The sequence below is a fragment of the Oceanicoccus sp. KOV_DT_Chl genome (genome assembly GCF_900120175.1).
Taxonomy (GTDB): domain Bacteria; phylum Pseudomonadota; class Gammaproteobacteria; order Pseudomonadales; family Dasaniaceae; genus Oceanicoccus.
Genome location: NZ_FQLF01000005.1, coordinates 801,623 through 817,504, shown reverse-complemented (window position 1 = coordinate 817,504; position 15,882 = coordinate 801,623). Strand labels below are relative to the sequence as shown.

Annotated in this window: 10 protein-coding genes; all 10 read left to right on the top strand. The window is 49.2% G+C overall.

Annotated elements, in window-relative coordinates:
- Window positions 1-5: 5 nt before the first annotated feature.
- The gene (gene tuf, locus UNITIG_RS21080) at window positions 6-1,229 is read left to right on the top strand and encodes an elongation factor Tu (protein ID WP_101759826.1); all 1,224 of its coding nucleotides are present in this window, start codon (window positions 6-8) and stop codon (window positions 1,227-1,229) included.
- Between the two features lie 530 nt (window positions 1,230-1,759).
- A complete protein-coding gene (locus UNITIG_RS21075) occupies window positions 1,760-2,587 on the top strand; it encodes a serine/threonine-protein kinase (protein WP_159931253.1) in 828 nt (275 codons plus the stop codon).
- Between the two features lie 23 nt (window positions 2,588-2,610).
- The gene (locus UNITIG_RS21070) at window positions 2,611-4,335 is read left to right on the top strand and encodes an SUMF1/EgtB/PvdO family nonheme iron enzyme (protein ID WP_101760300.1); all 1,725 of its coding nucleotides are present in this window, start codon (window positions 2,611-2,613) and stop codon (window positions 4,333-4,335) included.
- Window positions 4,336-4,504: 169 nt separating this feature from the next.
- A complete protein-coding gene (locus UNITIG_RS21065) occupies window positions 4,505-6,532 on the top strand; it encodes a ShlB/FhaC/HecB family hemolysin secretion/activation protein (RefSeq protein WP_101760299.1) in 2,028 nt (675 codons plus the stop codon).
- Between the two features lie 128 nt (window positions 6,533-6,660).
- Window positions 6,661-8,811 (top strand): filamentous hemagglutinin N-terminal domain-containing protein, encoded by a 2,151-nt coding sequence (locus UNITIG_RS21060; protein ID WP_159931252.1) that lies wholly within the window; start codon window positions 6,661-6,663, stop codon window positions 8,809-8,811.
- Window positions 8,812-8,858: 47 nt separating this feature from the next.
- Window positions 8,859-9,968 (top strand): hypothetical protein, encoded by a 1,110-nt coding sequence (locus tag UNITIG_RS21055; protein ID WP_145999253.1) that lies wholly within the window; start codon window positions 8,859-8,861, stop codon window positions 9,966-9,968.
- Between the two features lie 5 nt (window positions 9,969-9,973).
- A complete protein-coding gene (locus UNITIG_RS21050) occupies window positions 9,974-14,029 on the top strand; it encodes a hypothetical protein (protein ID WP_101760296.1) in 4,056 nt (1,351 codons plus the stop codon).
- Window positions 14,026-14,496, top strand: a complete 471-nt coding sequence (locus UNITIG_RS21045; RefSeq protein WP_101760295.1) for a hypothetical protein — start codon at window positions 14,026-14,028, stop codon at window positions 14,494-14,496. The genes UNITIG_RS21050 and UNITIG_RS21045 overlap by 4 nt, the downstream gene beginning before the upstream one ends.
- Window positions 14,497-14,742: 246 nt before the next feature.
- On the top strand, window positions 14,743-15,054 hold the full coding sequence (rpsJ, locus tag UNITIG_RS21040) for a 30S ribosomal protein S10 (protein ID WP_101760294.1): 312 nt from the start codon (window positions 14,743-14,745) through the stop codon (window positions 15,052-15,054).
- A 183-nt stretch (window positions 15,055-15,237) separates the two neighbouring features.
- The gene (gene rplC, locus UNITIG_RS21035) at window positions 15,238-15,882 is read left to right on the top strand and encodes a 50S ribosomal protein L3 (protein ID WP_101760293.1); all 645 of its coding nucleotides are present in this window, start codon (window positions 15,238-15,240) and stop codon (window positions 15,880-15,882) included.

Below are 15,882 nucleotides of genomic sequence, written 5' to 3'. Positions count from 1 at the left end.
TAGCTGTGGCTAAGGAAAAATTTGAACGCACCAAACCACACGTCAACGTAGGTACAATCGGACACGTTGACCATGGTAAAACAACATTAACAGCGGCATTGACACGCGTAGCGTCAGAAGTATTTGGCGGTAAAGCGGTAGATTTCGCTAACATCGATAACGCCCCTGAAGAGCGTGAGCGCGGTATTACAATTGCGACGTCACACGTTGAATACGATACGCCTGAGCGTCACTACGCCCACGTTGACTGTCCAGGACACGCTGATTACGTTAAAAACATGATCACTGGTGCTGCGCAGATGGATGGTGCGATTCTGGTATGTGGTGCGACTGATGGCCCAATGCCACAGACCCGTGAGCACATCTTGTTGTCGCGTCAGGTTGGCGTACCTTACGTTGTGGTATTCCTGAACAAAGCGGACTTGCTGGCTGAAGATTGTGGCGGTGCGGGTTCAGAAGAATATAACGAAATGCTTGAGCTGGTAGAAATGGAGCTGCGTGAGCTGCTTGACCAGTACGAATTCCCAGGTGACGACACGCCAATTATCCCAGGTTCTGCGTTGATGGCACTGGAAGGCAAAGACGACAATGAGTTGGGCACAAGCGCTGTTAAGAAATTACTTGAGACTCTGGATTCTTACATTCCTGAGCCAGAGCGTGCGATCGATGGTGACTTCATCATGCCAATCGAAGACGTATTTTCAATCTCTGGTCGTGGTACGGTTGTTACCGGTCGTGTTGAGCGCGGTATCGTTAACACCGGTGATTCAGTAGAAATCGTTGGTATTCGTGACACCCAAACTACCACCTGTACCGGTGTTGAAATGTTCCGCAAGCTGCTTGACGAAGGTCGCGCAGGTGAGAACATCGGTGCCTTGTTACGCGGTACCAAGCGTGAAGAAGTAGAGCGCGGTCAGGTATTGTGTAAGCCAGGTTCAATCAAGCCACACACGACGTTTGAAGCAGAAGTTTATGTGTTGGGTAAAGATGAAGGTGGTCGTCATACACCATTCTTCAAAGGTTACCGTCCACAGTTTTACTTCCGTACAACGGATATCACGGGTGCGTGTGAGCTGCCAGAAGGTGTTGAAATGGTAATGCCAGGCGACAACATTCAAATGACAGTTACGCTGATCAACCCCATCGCGATGGACGAAGGTTTGCGCTTCGCTATCCGCGAAGGTGGCCGTACGGTTGGTGCTGGTGTTGTAGCAAAAATTATTGAGTAATTTTTGTAACCAGTAACAAGGTAAAAGAGAAGGGTCGCCATTGGCGGCCCTTTTTCATTATGAGGGGTAGTTAAGGCCAGCTGAGCGGAGTGACAAGCAGGCAAAGCCTGTTTGAACGCCCGTTGTGTAGGGCGGCCCCGACCCTAGGGAGTGTGAGAGGGTGCAGCCCGAATAACGTGGAAGTAGGGTTGGTGCTGGTGTTGTAGCGAAGATCATCGAATAATCGGTGCTCTCGAAGAAAAGACCGCTTTTTTTGCGGCCTTTTTTAGGGGTAACGGGGTCCAGGGTTTGCTGGTGCTACTCGATTAGTCATCGGGGGCTTTATCAGTTCTAATTTGGGGGAAGAGTAAGCGTGCGCTATTGTGTTGGTAATTATTGGAGTTTGTAGGGAGTGAATTCGCCAGGCGCCGTAAACCGGTCTAATTTACAGTGTAAAGACTAGTCAAAACTCGCTAGAATGTTTGGCTAATGATAGGGTGTTGAAGCAATTCTGCAGATGCAGTTGCTAATAATAATAGATGGACCAATCTATGACTAAAGACTCCGAAACTGATCCCAGTGCGGTCACTCGAATTCGTTCCGGCGCGAAGGGGGCTGCTGAAGAGGTCGAGGTGGATGAGGGTAGCCACTCAGCCCCAACGAATATTCGATCACATTATCATGAAGAAGATGACGATGAAGGCGATAAAACCGTAGTTGTTGGTGTAGGTATCACTAGTAGCAACGATGCGACGGTAGTGCTGGGGACAAATGACGCAGCAAAAACTGGTGCTCCAACCCTAACTCTGGGTAATACAAAAATCATCAATGATCGTTTTGAGTTACTGGATGTGCTGGGTTCTGGCGGCATGGGTGTAGTATTCAAGGCTATGGATCGACGTAAGGTCGAAGCCAAAGATCGTGACCCTTACGTGGCGATCAAATTATTAAATGATGATTTTAAAGTTCATCCCCATTCGGTTATTTCCCTGCAGCGTGAAGCTCGGCGCTCGCAACAATTAGCACACCCCAATATCGTAAATGTTCATGACTTTGATCGCGACGGTGATCAGGTCTTTATGACGATGGAGTATTTGCAGGGTAAGCCGCTGGATGAATTGATCAAGGAAAATGGCAGAAAGCCATTACCTGATGCAGATGCGCACCGTATTTTGAAAGATATGTGCTCGGCAATGATTCACGCACATAAAAATAATATTGCCCACTCAGATTTTAAGCCAGGTAATATCTTTGTGACCAATGCCGGGCAGGCAAAGGTATTGGATTTTGGTATTGCGCGAGCGGTGACCACGGGGGTCGCTGATGAGGATGGCCATAACGAAAATACCTTGTTCGACCCAGGTAGTCTGGGGCCTTAACGCCAGCCTATGCCAGTCGAGAAATGCTAATTGGCCAACTGCCTGAAGTCGGTGACGATGTTTATGCGGTTGGCTGTGTTGCCTACGAATTGTTTACTGGTAAGCATCCTTTTAGTAAGAAAAATGCAGTAGATGCGAAAAAGGCCGGGATGAAACCGGCTCGAATTAAGAGTCTCTCTGCTCGTCAGTGGAAGGCATTGCGTAAGGCGTTAGCTTTTAAGCGTGAGGATCGTTACCCATCAGTTAAAGAGTTTTGGGAGGAGTTTGATCATCGGGTTAGTCCGGTATGGTTGGTGGCTGGGATAGTGTTGCTAATTGTAGCGGGTACAGCTGTTTGGTCAGTCGAGCAAAATTCGCGCTTGGATGGTGTTGATGAAGAGGCGATTCGTTTACAGGCCGACCAGGATAATACCTATAGCAATCTACAAGCCTGGATTAAGCGAGAGCCGATCAGTCGTGTTGAGAATGATTTGCGGGTTGCTTATGGGAGATATCAAAAGTTAGTGCCTGCTACCGATGAGAAGTTATTAGCCTCGCAGCAGCAAATAGTCGCTTTGTATTTGGCGGAGGCAGAGTCATTGCGCGAAGCAAAGCAATTCGATGATGCTTTGGCGCGACTGGCGACAGCACTGAGCTGGCAGGCCGAGGCTGAACAGACCGAGCAATACCAGCAATTGTTGGCCGCTATTAATCGGGACATGGAAGCACAGCGCATAAAGTTGGCTAAGCAAGAAGCGGCAAGAATTGAGCGGGAACGATTGGCTAAGGCTGCGGCTGCGGCCGCTGAGCGTGATCGTTTAGCCGCCATTGAGCGTCAACAGATGGCCGCAGCAGCGAAAGAGCGCGAGATAAAATATCAGGCGGCGCTGGCTAAAGTGGAAGCGACGTTAAGTTGCCAGACTGTCCCGGATTTTAATAACTTACAGCAGCAGCTCAATGCACTTGCGGCACTGGATGCAACCCGCGCGAAACTAAAAACCTCGGAGTTTTCCGAGCAGTTAGCGTTGTGTGTGAAGCGGGTGGCTAACAGTAATCCTGTGGCGGGGAAAGTGGCGCAAGCGTCGGCATTGACTATTTTTCCCGAGAGTGCGTTGTTGCAGGGCTTGGTAATTGATCCCTGTGCTAGTAATAAATTATCTCCGGGTAGTGGTCGTCGCGACAGTAAGTTTTGTATTGACCGATTTGCTAATATTGCCGGACCTAAAATGGTGATAGTAAAAGGTGTGGACGGCGGCAAGTCTTATGCAATCGGCAAGTATGAAATTACCGCTAGAGAGTTTGGGGTTTATTGTCAGGCAGGTAATGACTGTAGTGGTATCACAGATATAAAAAGTGATTTGCCGGTGCGGCAGCTCGCCATTGCGCAGGCGCAAGCTTATGCGGCGTGGTTATCAGAAAATACCGGTTTTGATTATCGTTTACCGACTTATGCGGAGTGGCTCAATGCGGCGAAAGCGGGCGGACGTTCAAAAAATCTGGACCCTAACTGCACGGTAAAGCGTGTCAATGGCACTCGCTCCGGTGATGAATTGCGAGTAGCTGGTGGCGGCTTTAACGATTGGGGGCTGTATAACGTAGTCGGTAATGTGCAGGAGTGGACGGTTGATGGCGCTTCGATTGCCGCAGCTGGAGGCCGACATACGGATCGCTTGGCTGATGTCGCATGTACTGTGGATTATAAAGAAGCGCACTCCGGTAGGCCTGATGCGGTAACGGGATTTCGTTTGGTTAGGGGTATTAAGCGCTAACTCTTATAAGTAGGGCCATGAACAGCTTTACTGATTCTGAAAAAATAAAAAATGTAATGAGTGGTTGGCAATTAGATTAATTTGGTTAGATCACGCTTTTAATGATTATCCATTTGATGGCTTGCGGCAATAGTGCTGCCGACAGTGGATATTGGCAGGTAAAATATTAATGCGACGACGGATATTAGCACTACTTTTTGTGCCCATGGTTGGCAGTGTGTCAGCTCAAATCGATGACCGGGGCTATCCAGTTCAGCCTGCGGGTGGCGCCGCCAAGTTTTCCTTTGAGCAGCAAAGCGTGCTCACTCCTAATGCTGAAATTCCTGCGGTGACTGAACGTGATGAAGGCCCCAGCATTGAAGTCAGTGAATTTCAATTTGATAATATTCCTGAATTTCCTGAGCTAGGAATTAGTCGGCAGTCAGTGTTGCAGTTGGCTGAAGATTTGCGCCAGCAATATAGTCAAAAACAAAATCAACTCGCCAGTGGTTATACCGAAGAAGAATTGCAAGCCATTGCCGAGTTATTGCCACAGGCGAAAGCTTCCCCTTCTAGTATCACTGAATTAGAGCAGGTCGCAGATTATATATTGTCTGTGAGTGAGAGTAATACCTTGGCAGGCTTAAGAAAATATGAGCTACAGGGCCTGGTCGATTTATTGCTCAATCAACGCTTGGCTAACGGTGTTAGCGACAATGCAGATCTGGAAAAAATTAATTCATTAGTGTTGGATGATTTAATCAGTTTGGTGACGACGCAACGGGCAGAGCGCGGTATCAATTTTTACGAGCTCGAAGATATTGCCGCGAAACTTTCGGCGTATTATCGTAGTCGCGGTGTCTTTTTGGCGAAAGCGTATATTCCAGTGCAAAGTGTCAAAGAGGGTGTGGTGCGGCTGGATATTTTGGCTGGGGTATTATCGGGTGTGAGCTTGCAAGGAAATACACATTACTCGGCAGAGCGTTTGACCAAGCCCTTCAGTCAATATGTCGGCAAGGCCGCTAACAGCGATGAAATTGAAGAGGCCTTATACCTGATTAATGATTTTCCCGGAGTGATGGTGCAAGGTGCGTTAACGGCTGGCGCTAGTGTTGGAGAAACCTCGCTGGACTTAACCGTTGCTGAGGAAAAACGCTGGCGAGCAACGGTGACGGCAGATAATCACGGTGCTGTTTTTACTGGTGATAATCGCGTGCTGGCGATGGTAGATTTTTTTAATCCTTCAGGCTTTGGGGATCAATTAACGTTGGGTTATTTGCAATCCTGGTCGCCCCTAAATTCTGATGTTTCAGTCTTTCAATATCGCGCGCCGGTGTTTGATGAGCGTACTTACGCTTATGTCTCTGCGGATGTAAATAATTTTTCAGTTGATGGGGATGGTGATCAAAATATCGATAACTTAAATATTGAAGGTACCAATACAAATTACACGGTAGGTATGGATCGCCAGTTTAAGCGCCTGCCGAACTTGGGTTTCAATGCCGGTTTTGCTTTTACTGAAAAAGAAACCGAGATTGATGCCGATCAAGAGATACCGGATGCTGGCGAAAAAGTGCAGGGCGTACAGCTTAACTTTTCCTTTAACAATATCAATAAACGTTATGCCTTAATGAACATGGCAATGGCGTCAGTGCAGTATGGTGATTTCAAATCAGGGGTTGATGAGGGGCTTAATCAGGATGAGGAGTTTTATAAGCTAGCTATAGATTGGTCGGCATTAAAAATAGTCAATTTGCCATTTACTAGTTATCAGTCTTACGTTTTGGCGAGGACAAAGTTACGTTACAGTGAATCAGGCCTGCCAGCTTTTGAGCAGTTACCGTTGGGTGGTGCTGATGCAGTACGAGCGTTTACCGTCAGTGACTTTTCTGCGGATCAGGCTGGGTATTTGAGTGCTGAGTGGTATGTTGAACTGCCAATGACATGGGTTGCTAAAAGTATTGAAGACAAGCTCAAGGTGGCATTGTTCGTCGATGGCGCTTACGGTGTTGTTAATGTTGAAGCAGCAAACGCGGCAGGTGATTCCTGGGCAAATTTGGCTGGTGCGGGTGTGTTATTCAAATTTACCTGGCGTGAAATGTTGGGGGCGAAAATTAGTTTTTCAAAACCACTCGCCAGTAAATCCAATCTCGACAATTTTGGTGATGATGCGGACTCTGTGCAAACTTTTGTCGAAGTTACGTTTATGTATGACTAAGTAATTGGGTGTATATGTTTGTCTGCGCTTCAATGCAATATGTTTGCAATATTAAGACATAATTATTTCTCTATGTGGATTGGTGGTTGGTGAAGGATATGGCAATAAGAAAATATAAAGCGGTCGCAATGAGTGATCGACAGCGCGTGACTTTTTTGCGCCGCATGCTATTGCCCGCTGCGATTGCCATGGCCATCAATCCTGCGCTTGCACCTTTGGTTGTGGCGGCCCCCGCTGGTGGTAGTGTGGTTGGCGGTAGTGGCGCGATTAGTGTTTCCGGTAATACCACCACTATTGATCAGTTCTCAAATCGGTTGGCGCTGGATTGGCAGAGTTTTGATATTAATAGCAATGAACTGGTTCGTTTCAATCAACCCAGCGCCAACGCGCTCGCCTTAAATCGTGTGCTTAATAATAATCCCACGCGCATCATGGGGCAGCTGGAAGCCAATGGCCGGATTATTTTAGTGAATCCCGCCGGTATATTTTTTACCGATTATTCCAGTGTCAATGTGAATGCTTTGATAGCGAGTGGCTTGGCAATTAATCCAGACGATTTTATGAATGGTAATTTGTTATTCGGCAGTGTGGGTGGTGCCGATGGGGTTGTGGTTAATCGCGGTTTGATTAATGCAACTACCAGTGTTTCTTTATTGGGCAATGCGGTTGCTAATGATGGTCCGGCAGCAATGATTCAAGCGGAGCTGGTATCCATTAATGCGGCCTCTGAGGCGTTGCTAACCTTTGATGCCGCTGGTCATATTGGCGTTAAGGTTAATAAAGCGGTATTGCAAAACACGCAAGGTTTGGAATCAGCGGTTTCGAATACGGGGGAAATTGTTGCCGGCTCTGTGCTGGTTGAAGCGGACGTAGCGGCAGGGTTATTTGAGCGCGCGGTAAATAATGAGGGTATTATTCGCGCGGCCGGTATTGATGTCAGTGGCGGTGAGATTCGCTTGTCTGGCCGTGGCGGCGATACCTTTCACAGTGGTGTGCTGGATGTTAGTTCGCAAACTGCGGCCGGTGGTTTGGTTATCGTTGAGGGAGAGAATGTTGCACTGGTCGATCAGGCGAGTATAGATGCTTCTGGGGCTGCTGGCGGTGGTGAAGTACTGATTGGCGGTGATTACAAAGGATTAAATGACCAGATCAAAAATGCCCGGCAAGCGTTTGTGGGAGAAGATGTAGTTATCGATGCAGCCGCTACCGGGCACGGTGATGGTGGCAGAGTGATTGTGTGGTCGGATAGTTACACGCGTTTTGGTGGTGCTATCTCTGTGGCTGCTAATCGTGGTAATGGCGGCTTTATTGAAACTTCTGGCGCACAAGGTTTGTTTGTTGCTGACTCCGCGCGCATTGATATTTCATCACTCCTGGGGCAGGGCGGTCACTGGTTGATCGACCCTGACAATATATCTATTCAGACTGCAGGCCCTGATGCCAATATTACCGGCTCCCCCAATTTTACTGATGACATTCCCGGTGATGGTTCCGAACCGGTACTGACCTGGGCCACTATAGAATCCGTACTGGATGATGGTGATGTGACGGTCACTACCTCCGAGACTGGAGCGGGTGATGGTGTTATCACTATTAACGATAGTTATACCTTCTTGGCAAATACTTCGGGCAATACGCTGTCGTTAATTTCAGCCACGGATATCGTGATTGCTGATGGGGTTAAATTGGATGGGGGCGGTGTTGATGTCTCTCTGGATTTTACCGCGGCTAATGACCTGACTGTTGGCAACGGCGATACCGGTGTGGCTATTGATAATATTGCCGGTAGCGTCAGTCTTACGGCTACCGCTGGCTTGTTAACTGTAAATGGCGAAATCAATGTGGTTGGCATCGATGGCCTTGACGCAGACCCTGGTAATCCGGGTGTGGATGCAATGGCGATTACGTTGGTAGGCGGTACCGGCGTTGATATCAATGCTGCGATTAGTAGTACCGGTGGTGTCGGTGGTGCGGGTAATACGGGTAACAACCTTGGCGGTAATGGCGGCAACGGTGGTGTGATTACATTGACTGCCACCACTAATAATATCGATATCGACGCTGCGATTACCTCAACAGGTGGTGCTGGTGGTACCGGTTCTGGCAGTGCTGCCGATGGTGATGGTGGTGATGGTGGTGCTATCCAGCTGACTGCTAATGGTGGTGCTATCAATGTGGGCGCGAATCTTACCAGTCAGGGGGGCTTAGGAGATACTGCCGGCGTCGGTGCTGCATTGACTACAAGCTCCATTGATTTTGTTCATACCTTGGGGCGATAACAGCTAATACCATTAACCTTGCCGTGGGTTTTGGTGATGCAGATAGTGTGAATACATTGGGTGATATCACAGCTATTGGCGCGCTTAATATTGATGGTGCCGATGGCGCCGACCAATTTACATTAGCTGGCACGCTAGGTGGCTCAAGCATTATTATTGATGGTGATGGTGGCGATGGCGGTGCTGGTATCGATACGTTGATATTGGACAATGCTGGCCATGGTTTGACTTCCACTGGCACGAATACGGTTGTAGTTGATTTGGCTACGGATATCGTGGTCAATGAAATCGATATTGTCGATGCAGGCACGGGCGCTGATACCATCACGGGAGTGGCAGCAGGCGCAGATAATTTTGTACTGCTGGGTAATGAAAGAGTTTCCTATAACGCGATCGACTTCAGAGATATTGAAAATGTGGCGGCGGGCTCTACTTCTGGCAGTGATACGGTAACGGCTGCATCGGGTGGGTCCACTTTTGTCTTTAGCAGTAATTCGGCAGCCACTGTTGATGGCATCAGTTTTACTCAAGTTGAAGTGTTTGCGGGTGATACCGGCGCTGATAGTTTCAGCTTTATTGCTGACCCCACTTTTGCCTCGGCGATGAGTATTAATGGTGGCGGCGGTGGTGATAGCGTCACCGGTAGTACCGGGCTTGATGCCTTAATCGCCAATGGCGCTAACAGTTTTTCCATTACTAATGCCAACTTCGATACCTTTGCGGTGACCTTTAGTGGTGTTGGCAATTATGCGGGTAACGGTGGTGCCGACACGGTTACCGCCGCCTCAGGTGGTTCGACTTTCGTGATCGCCAGTAATAGTTCTGCCACGGTCGATGGCGTGTTATTCAGTGCGATCACCACGTTTGCGGGTGATACGGGCGCTGATAGCTTCAGTTTTATTGCTGACCCCACCTTTGCTTCAGCGATGAGTATTAATGGTGGCGGTGGTGGTGATAGCGTTACTGGCAGTAGCGGGCTAGATACCTTAGTCGCGAATGGCGCTAATAGTTTTTCCATCACTAATGCTAACTTCGATACCTTTGCGGTGACCTTTAGTGGTGTTGGCAGCTATGCGGGTAACGGTGGTGCCGACACGTTAACGGCGGCTTCAGGGGTTCAACCTTTGCTATTGCCAGCAGTACCTCGGCGACTGTAGATAGTGTGTCTTACAGTGGTATCTCTACCTTTGCCGGTGGTGCGGGTAATGATCAGTTTTCAATGGCCGGTTCGATCACCGCGTCGATAGATGCCGGTGGTGGTAGTGATACGTTTACAGGTACCACGACGGGAGAGAACTTTGCTATTCAGGGTAATAAAAGTGTGCAGGTGAATGGCCTGACCTTCACTAATCTGGATGTGATCAATGCTGGTGGTACAGGCAGTGACTCGGTAACCGGTACGGTTGGTGATGAAGGGTATGTGATTAATGGTGCCAATGCGGTGACCACGTCCGGGATTGCCTTTACCGATATTGAAGTGGTTGATGCCGGTGGCGCGGGCACGGATACCGATACTATTACCGGCGAAGCGGCTACAGAAAATTACGCGATTCAAGGCACGCGAGCGGTTACGGTCAATGGTATTGCCTTTACCAATGTGGAGGCTGCTGCAGCTGGTGGTACTGGTACCGATACCGTTACGGGCACTGGCTCAAGTGAAAGTTATGTGATCGATGGTGCGAATGCAGTGACTGCTTCAGGTATTGCCTTTACCCAGATTGAAGCGGTGAATGCCGGTGGTGCTGGCACCGATACCGATACCATTACGGGACAGACGGCCCCGGAGAGTTATGTATTGCAGGGTACCCGGGCGGTCACCGTTGCTGGTATTGCTTTCACAAATGTTGAAGCGGCGGCAGTAGGTGCCGGGGTAGGCGATACAGTCACAGCAGCTACTGCCGGATCGGTGTTTGCGTTAAGTAGTACTTCGGCAGCGATAGTGGATAGTATCAGCTTTACTGAGGTGGAGACCTTTGCCGGTGGTGCAGGTAATGATCAGTTTTCAATGACAGGTTCAATTACCGCGTCGATAGATGCCGGTGGTGGTAGCGATACGTTTACAGGTACCACGACGGGAGAGAACTTTGCTATTCAGGGTAATAAAAGTGTTCAGGTGAATGGCCTGACCTTCACTAATCTGGATGTGATCAATGCTGGTGGTACAGGCAGTGACTCGGTAACCGGTACGGTTGGTGATGACGGGTATGTGATTAATGGTGCCAATGCGGTGACCACGTCCGGGATTGCCTTTACCGATATTGAAGTGGTTGATGCCGGTGGCGCGGGCACGGATACCGATACTATTACCGGCGAAGCGGCTACAGAAAATTACGCGATTCAAGGCACGCGAGCGGTTACGGTCAATGGTATTGCCTTTACCAATGTGGAGGCTGCTGCAGCTGGTGGTACTGGTACCGATACCGTTACGGGCACTGGCTCAAGTGAAAGTTATGTGGTCGATGGCGCGAATGCAGTGACTGCTTCAGGTATTGCCTTTACCCAGATTGAAGCAGTGAATGCCGGTGGTGCTGGCACCGATACCGATACCATTACGGGGCAGACGGCCCCGGAGAGTTATGTATTGCAGGGTACCCGGGCGGTCACCGTTGCTGGTATTGCTTTTTCTAATGTCGAGGCAGCGGCGGTGGGTACAGGAGCTGGCGATACAGTAACGGCCGCAGTTGCTGGGTCTGTATTCGCCTTAACCAGTGCGTCAGCAGCCTTGGTTGATGGTATCAATTTTACCCAAGTGGATACTTTCGCTGGTGGGGCAGGTGCTGATGGGTTTTCAATGACGGGATCCATTAGTGCCACTATTGATGCCGGCGGCGGTAGCGATACGTTCACAGGTACCACGGCGGCAGAAAGCTTCGCGATTCTTGGCAATAAAAGTGTTCAGGTGAATGGTCTAACCTTCACCAATCTGGATGTGGTCAATGCCGGCAATATCGGTGCTGATAGTGTACTGGGCACGGCTGCGAGCGGAACTTATGCGATTGTTGGCACCAATGCGGTAACGACTTCAGGTATTGCTTTTACCCAGGTGGAAAATGTTGATGCTGGTGGCGCAGGCACGGATACCGACACGGTTACCGGTGCGGCGGCAACGGAGAGTTATTCGCTACAAGGTACCCGTGCCGTTAACGTCAGTGGTATGGCTTTTACTAATGTAGAAGCAGTGGCCGCTGGGGGGGTTGGTACGGATACTTTGGTGGGCACTAGTGCCAGTGAAAGTTATGCTCTGCAAGGAGCTGATGGTGTCGATATTCTAGGGATAGCGTTCACCGAGCTGGAGGCAATTAATGCCGGTGCCGGTGATGATACTTTCACTGTGTCTGTGGCTACCTCCATCGGTCTTAATGGTGGTGCCAGCGTTGCGGGTGACAGTATCGAGGGAGGGACTAACTATATTGTGTCAGGCGCTAATTCGGGCACGGTTAACGGGGCGACATTTAGCAATGTAGAGCGGTTGGTTGGCAGTAGCGGTAGTGACAGTTTTATCCTCAGTGGTGGTAGCGTAACCAGTATTGATGGTGTAGTGGGTGCTGCTGATGCGATCAGTGGTGGCTCGGCCTATGAGGTGACAGCGGCCAATTCAGGTACTGTTGATGGCGTTGCTTTTTCCAATATTGATAACTTGAGTGGCGGCGCCGGAGATGACTCATTTGTATTGACTGCCGGTAGTATTGGCAATCTGAATGGTATGGCCGGTGATGATAGTTTTGTGCTTGGTGCTGCCAGCTTTGCAGCTATTGATGGTGGCGAAGGTGGTGAAGTTAGCGGTGATGAAATTCGCGGTGGTGCCGCGTATGTGGTCAATGCGGTTGACGCCGGTACGGTAGATGGTATTGCGTTTAGTAATATTGAAAATTTGATTGCTAGGGCGACAGCCGCGGATAGTTTTACTTTTAGTAATGCTGGCCGTGTAGGAGGGGTGATCGATGGATTGACCGGTAGCGACACGATCAATGTCTTGGCCTCTGCCGGTTCGATAGCAGTTAATGCATCTGGCCTGTTGCGCGTCAATGGTAGCGATGTTGGTTTTAATGGTATTGAGGTGGTGGCTGCAGCCGCCGCTAATGACTCGTTAATAGGTTTTTCTCAGTATCAGATTGATGCGGCTAATAGCGGCTCAGCAAATAATGCCGCTTTGAGTTTCAGTGGCTTTGAAAATCTGACAGGTAGTAACGGTAATGACACGTTCTCTTTTGCCGCCGGTGGTTCAATCTCAGGCATCATTGATGGCGGCGCTGGGGTTGCAGATGAAATTGACTATTCCCAGCTGGCGTCGTTGACGCTCGATCTCTCAGCTGCACTGAACAATATTGAGCAAGTGCGAGGTGGCGGCGCTGGCTTTTCTTTGGTGGGTAGTAACGCTTATACGATTACTGCCAGTAATGAGGGTGAAGCTGCTGGGCTGCGTTTCATTGGTTGGTCGGATCTTGCGGGTACTACTGGTGACGATACATTTACGCTAGCTAGTGGTGGTGACTTAAGCGGTGGTATCGATGGCTTAGCCGGGACGGATCGGCTGATATTTGGAGGCGCTAGTTCAAGTTGGCAATTCACTGCTTCGGCAGCGGAATTAAATGGTATTGCCCTTACCGGTCTGGAGGTGTTTGATGATGGCGCTACCGTCAGTACCGCTATTGATACGTCCGCAGCGGCTTCCTTTGATGCCGGTCGACTGATAACAATGGCTGATGGTCGGGTGCTGAGTTATCAGGGCGCTGGAGACTTGAGCCTGGATGCGGCGGCAATCAGCATTAGTCAGCTAAACCGTAGTGGCAGTGTCGAGCTAGTGAGTGATGCAGCTATTGATGGTGCAGGAGCTGTTACCAGTGGTGATTTTACTGCGGTAGCTGGTGGTGCTGTAGTGTTAGAGCAGTTAACGGCAGCTGCAGTTGACTTGACTGCTAATGGTCGGGTGAGTATCGCTGCGCTTGATAGTGCTGACTTGACGGTGCGGCAGGCCGCAAATATTGATGTTATGCAGGCGCGTACTGGCACAGTTGTCATTAATAGTGGTGGTGAAGTCGTGCTGGCAGATATACAGGCGATGGCGCTGGATGTTACGGCGGGGAATGCTGTTGACGTGGTGGGTAATGTTGCTGGGAGAATTGATATTGAGAGTGCTGGAGGTGATATTTCTATCATTGATAGTGGGTCACTGAATTTGGGGGGGTTCGTGCCAATGGGGCTAGCTCATCAATTGTGATTCGTGCTCAAGACCGGATTGACTTGGAGTTGGTGGCTACGGCGTCTCGAAGCTCAGGGTCGGTTTCTATTATTGCTGATCGGCTGGGGGTGTTTGGCTTACGTCCAGTAGATCAGGCGATTCGTGGGCCGGCCGATGTAGCTGCTGGGCAAATAAATATTCAGTCAGCCTTTGGCAGTGTCGGTACCTTTGATCGACCTATTATAGTGGATAGTGCGGCGGCACCGCAGATTTTAAACCTTAAGCCGTTTATTAATGGTTTGGGTAGTACGCCGACATCGCAAGTTACTGGAGGTGTGCTTGGGTCGTCGGCTTTGGATGTGGCGTCTTCGTCTGGTCTAAGCAGTGCGGTGCAAACCTTAATTGATACGTTAGATGAAATAGATCCTGGTGTTTTTAAGAATGATGAGCTGGTTGAGCGTGAAGAAAGTTCGATAGCGTTGCCAGAAACTCAGAGAAAGCGTTAGAGGTTTGGCTAATGTTGGTCGATAATTTGGGGGGTGATATTTTCCTAACTCATTGTTTTTAATATTACTTTTACTAAATGAGCGCGCGTATTCGGCGCTCTTTAGCTAAATGCTGTTATCTTAAAGAAATACTCGTAATTGTTGTTGACACTCCCTACCCCTATCATTAGAATGCGTCTTCCTTTTTTCGGGTAGCCCCAGCCAAAGTTGGTGTGCCCCTGTTAAAACACGATTGGAGTTTGGTCAGTGCAGAATCAGCGAATCAGAATTCGTTTAAAGGCTTTTGACCATCGCCTAATCGACGTGTCTACCGAAGAGATTGTAGAGACAGCAAAGCGTACTGGTGCGCAGGTTCGTGGTCCGATTCCACTGCCTACACGCAAAGAGCGTTTTACTGTACTGATTTCACCGCACGTGAATAAGGATGCTCGTGATCAATACGAGATCCGCACTCATAAGCGTATGCTAGATATTGTTGAGCCAACAGAAAAGACGGTTGATGCGTTGATGAAGTTGGACTTGGCGGCGGGTGTAGAAGTCCAGATTAGCTTGGGCTAAACCGTTAAGGTTTGGTTTCAAGCGAGTCACGAATATTAATATAAATCTTTCTTGATAAAGAAAGGTCTCCTGAAGAAATTCAGGATGTGTAACGTTCTCTCGAAGCTTTGCTGAAAAGTAGGCTAGCAGTAATAGAGAGTTCGGCCATAGAGGGTTAAAGCCCCGTACACTGTGAGGTTTAAAATGACAATTGGTTTAGTCGGCCGTAAAAGCGGCATGACCCGCGTTTTTACAGATGCTGGCGTGTCTATTCCGGTAACCGTGATTGAGGTTTCTCCTAATCGCGTTACTGGCGTCAAAACAGGCGAGAGTGATGGCTATTCTGCAATCCAGGTAACAGCTGGTGCGCGCAAAGCTTCTCGTGTTTCAAAGACTGAGGCAGGGCATTTCGCTAAGGCGGGTGTTGAAGCTGGACGTGGTCTTTGGGAATTCCGTTTAGAAGAGGGTGATGAGGCTCCTGAAGTGGGTGCCGAGTTGACTGTGTCTACCTTTGCGGCTGGTCAGAAAGTAGATGTGACCGGTCAGTCCAAGGGTAAAGGTTTTCAGGGTGGTATCAAGCGTTGGAACTTCCATATGCAAGATGCTACGCACGGTAACTCTATCTCTCACCGTTCCAATGGTTCTATTGGTATGTGTCAGACTCCTGGCCGCGTTTTCAAAGGTAAGAAAATGTCGGGTCATATGGGTGCTGAGCGCGTCACTATTCAGACCTTGGAAGTAGTTCGGGTTGATGAGGCTCGTAACTTGATTTTAATTAAGGGTGCTATTCCAGGTGCTCCGGGTGGTGATGTGATAGTGCGTCCTGCAGTTAAAGTGAAGGGGGCGTAA

Coding starts and splice junctions, on each gene's coding strand:
- UNITIG_RS21075 (WP_159931253.1), top strand. CDS start 1,760: ATGACTAAAGACTCCGAAACTGATCCCAGTGCGGTCACTCGAATTCGT.
- UNITIG_RS21060 (WP_159931252.1), top strand. CDS start 6,661: ATGAGTGATCGACAGCGCGTGACTTTTTTGCGCCGCATGCTATTGCCC.
- UNITIG_RS21065 (WP_101760299.1), top strand. CDS start 4,505: ATGCGACGACGGATATTAGCACTACTTTTTGTGCCCATGGTTGGCAGT.
- UNITIG_RS21070 (WP_101760300.1), top strand. CDS start 2,611: ATGCTAATTGGCCAACTGCCTGAAGTCGGTGACGATGTTTATGCGGTT.
- rplC (WP_101760293.1), top strand. CDS start 15,238: ATGACAATTGGTTTAGTCGGCCGTAAAAGCGGCATGACCCGCGTTTTT.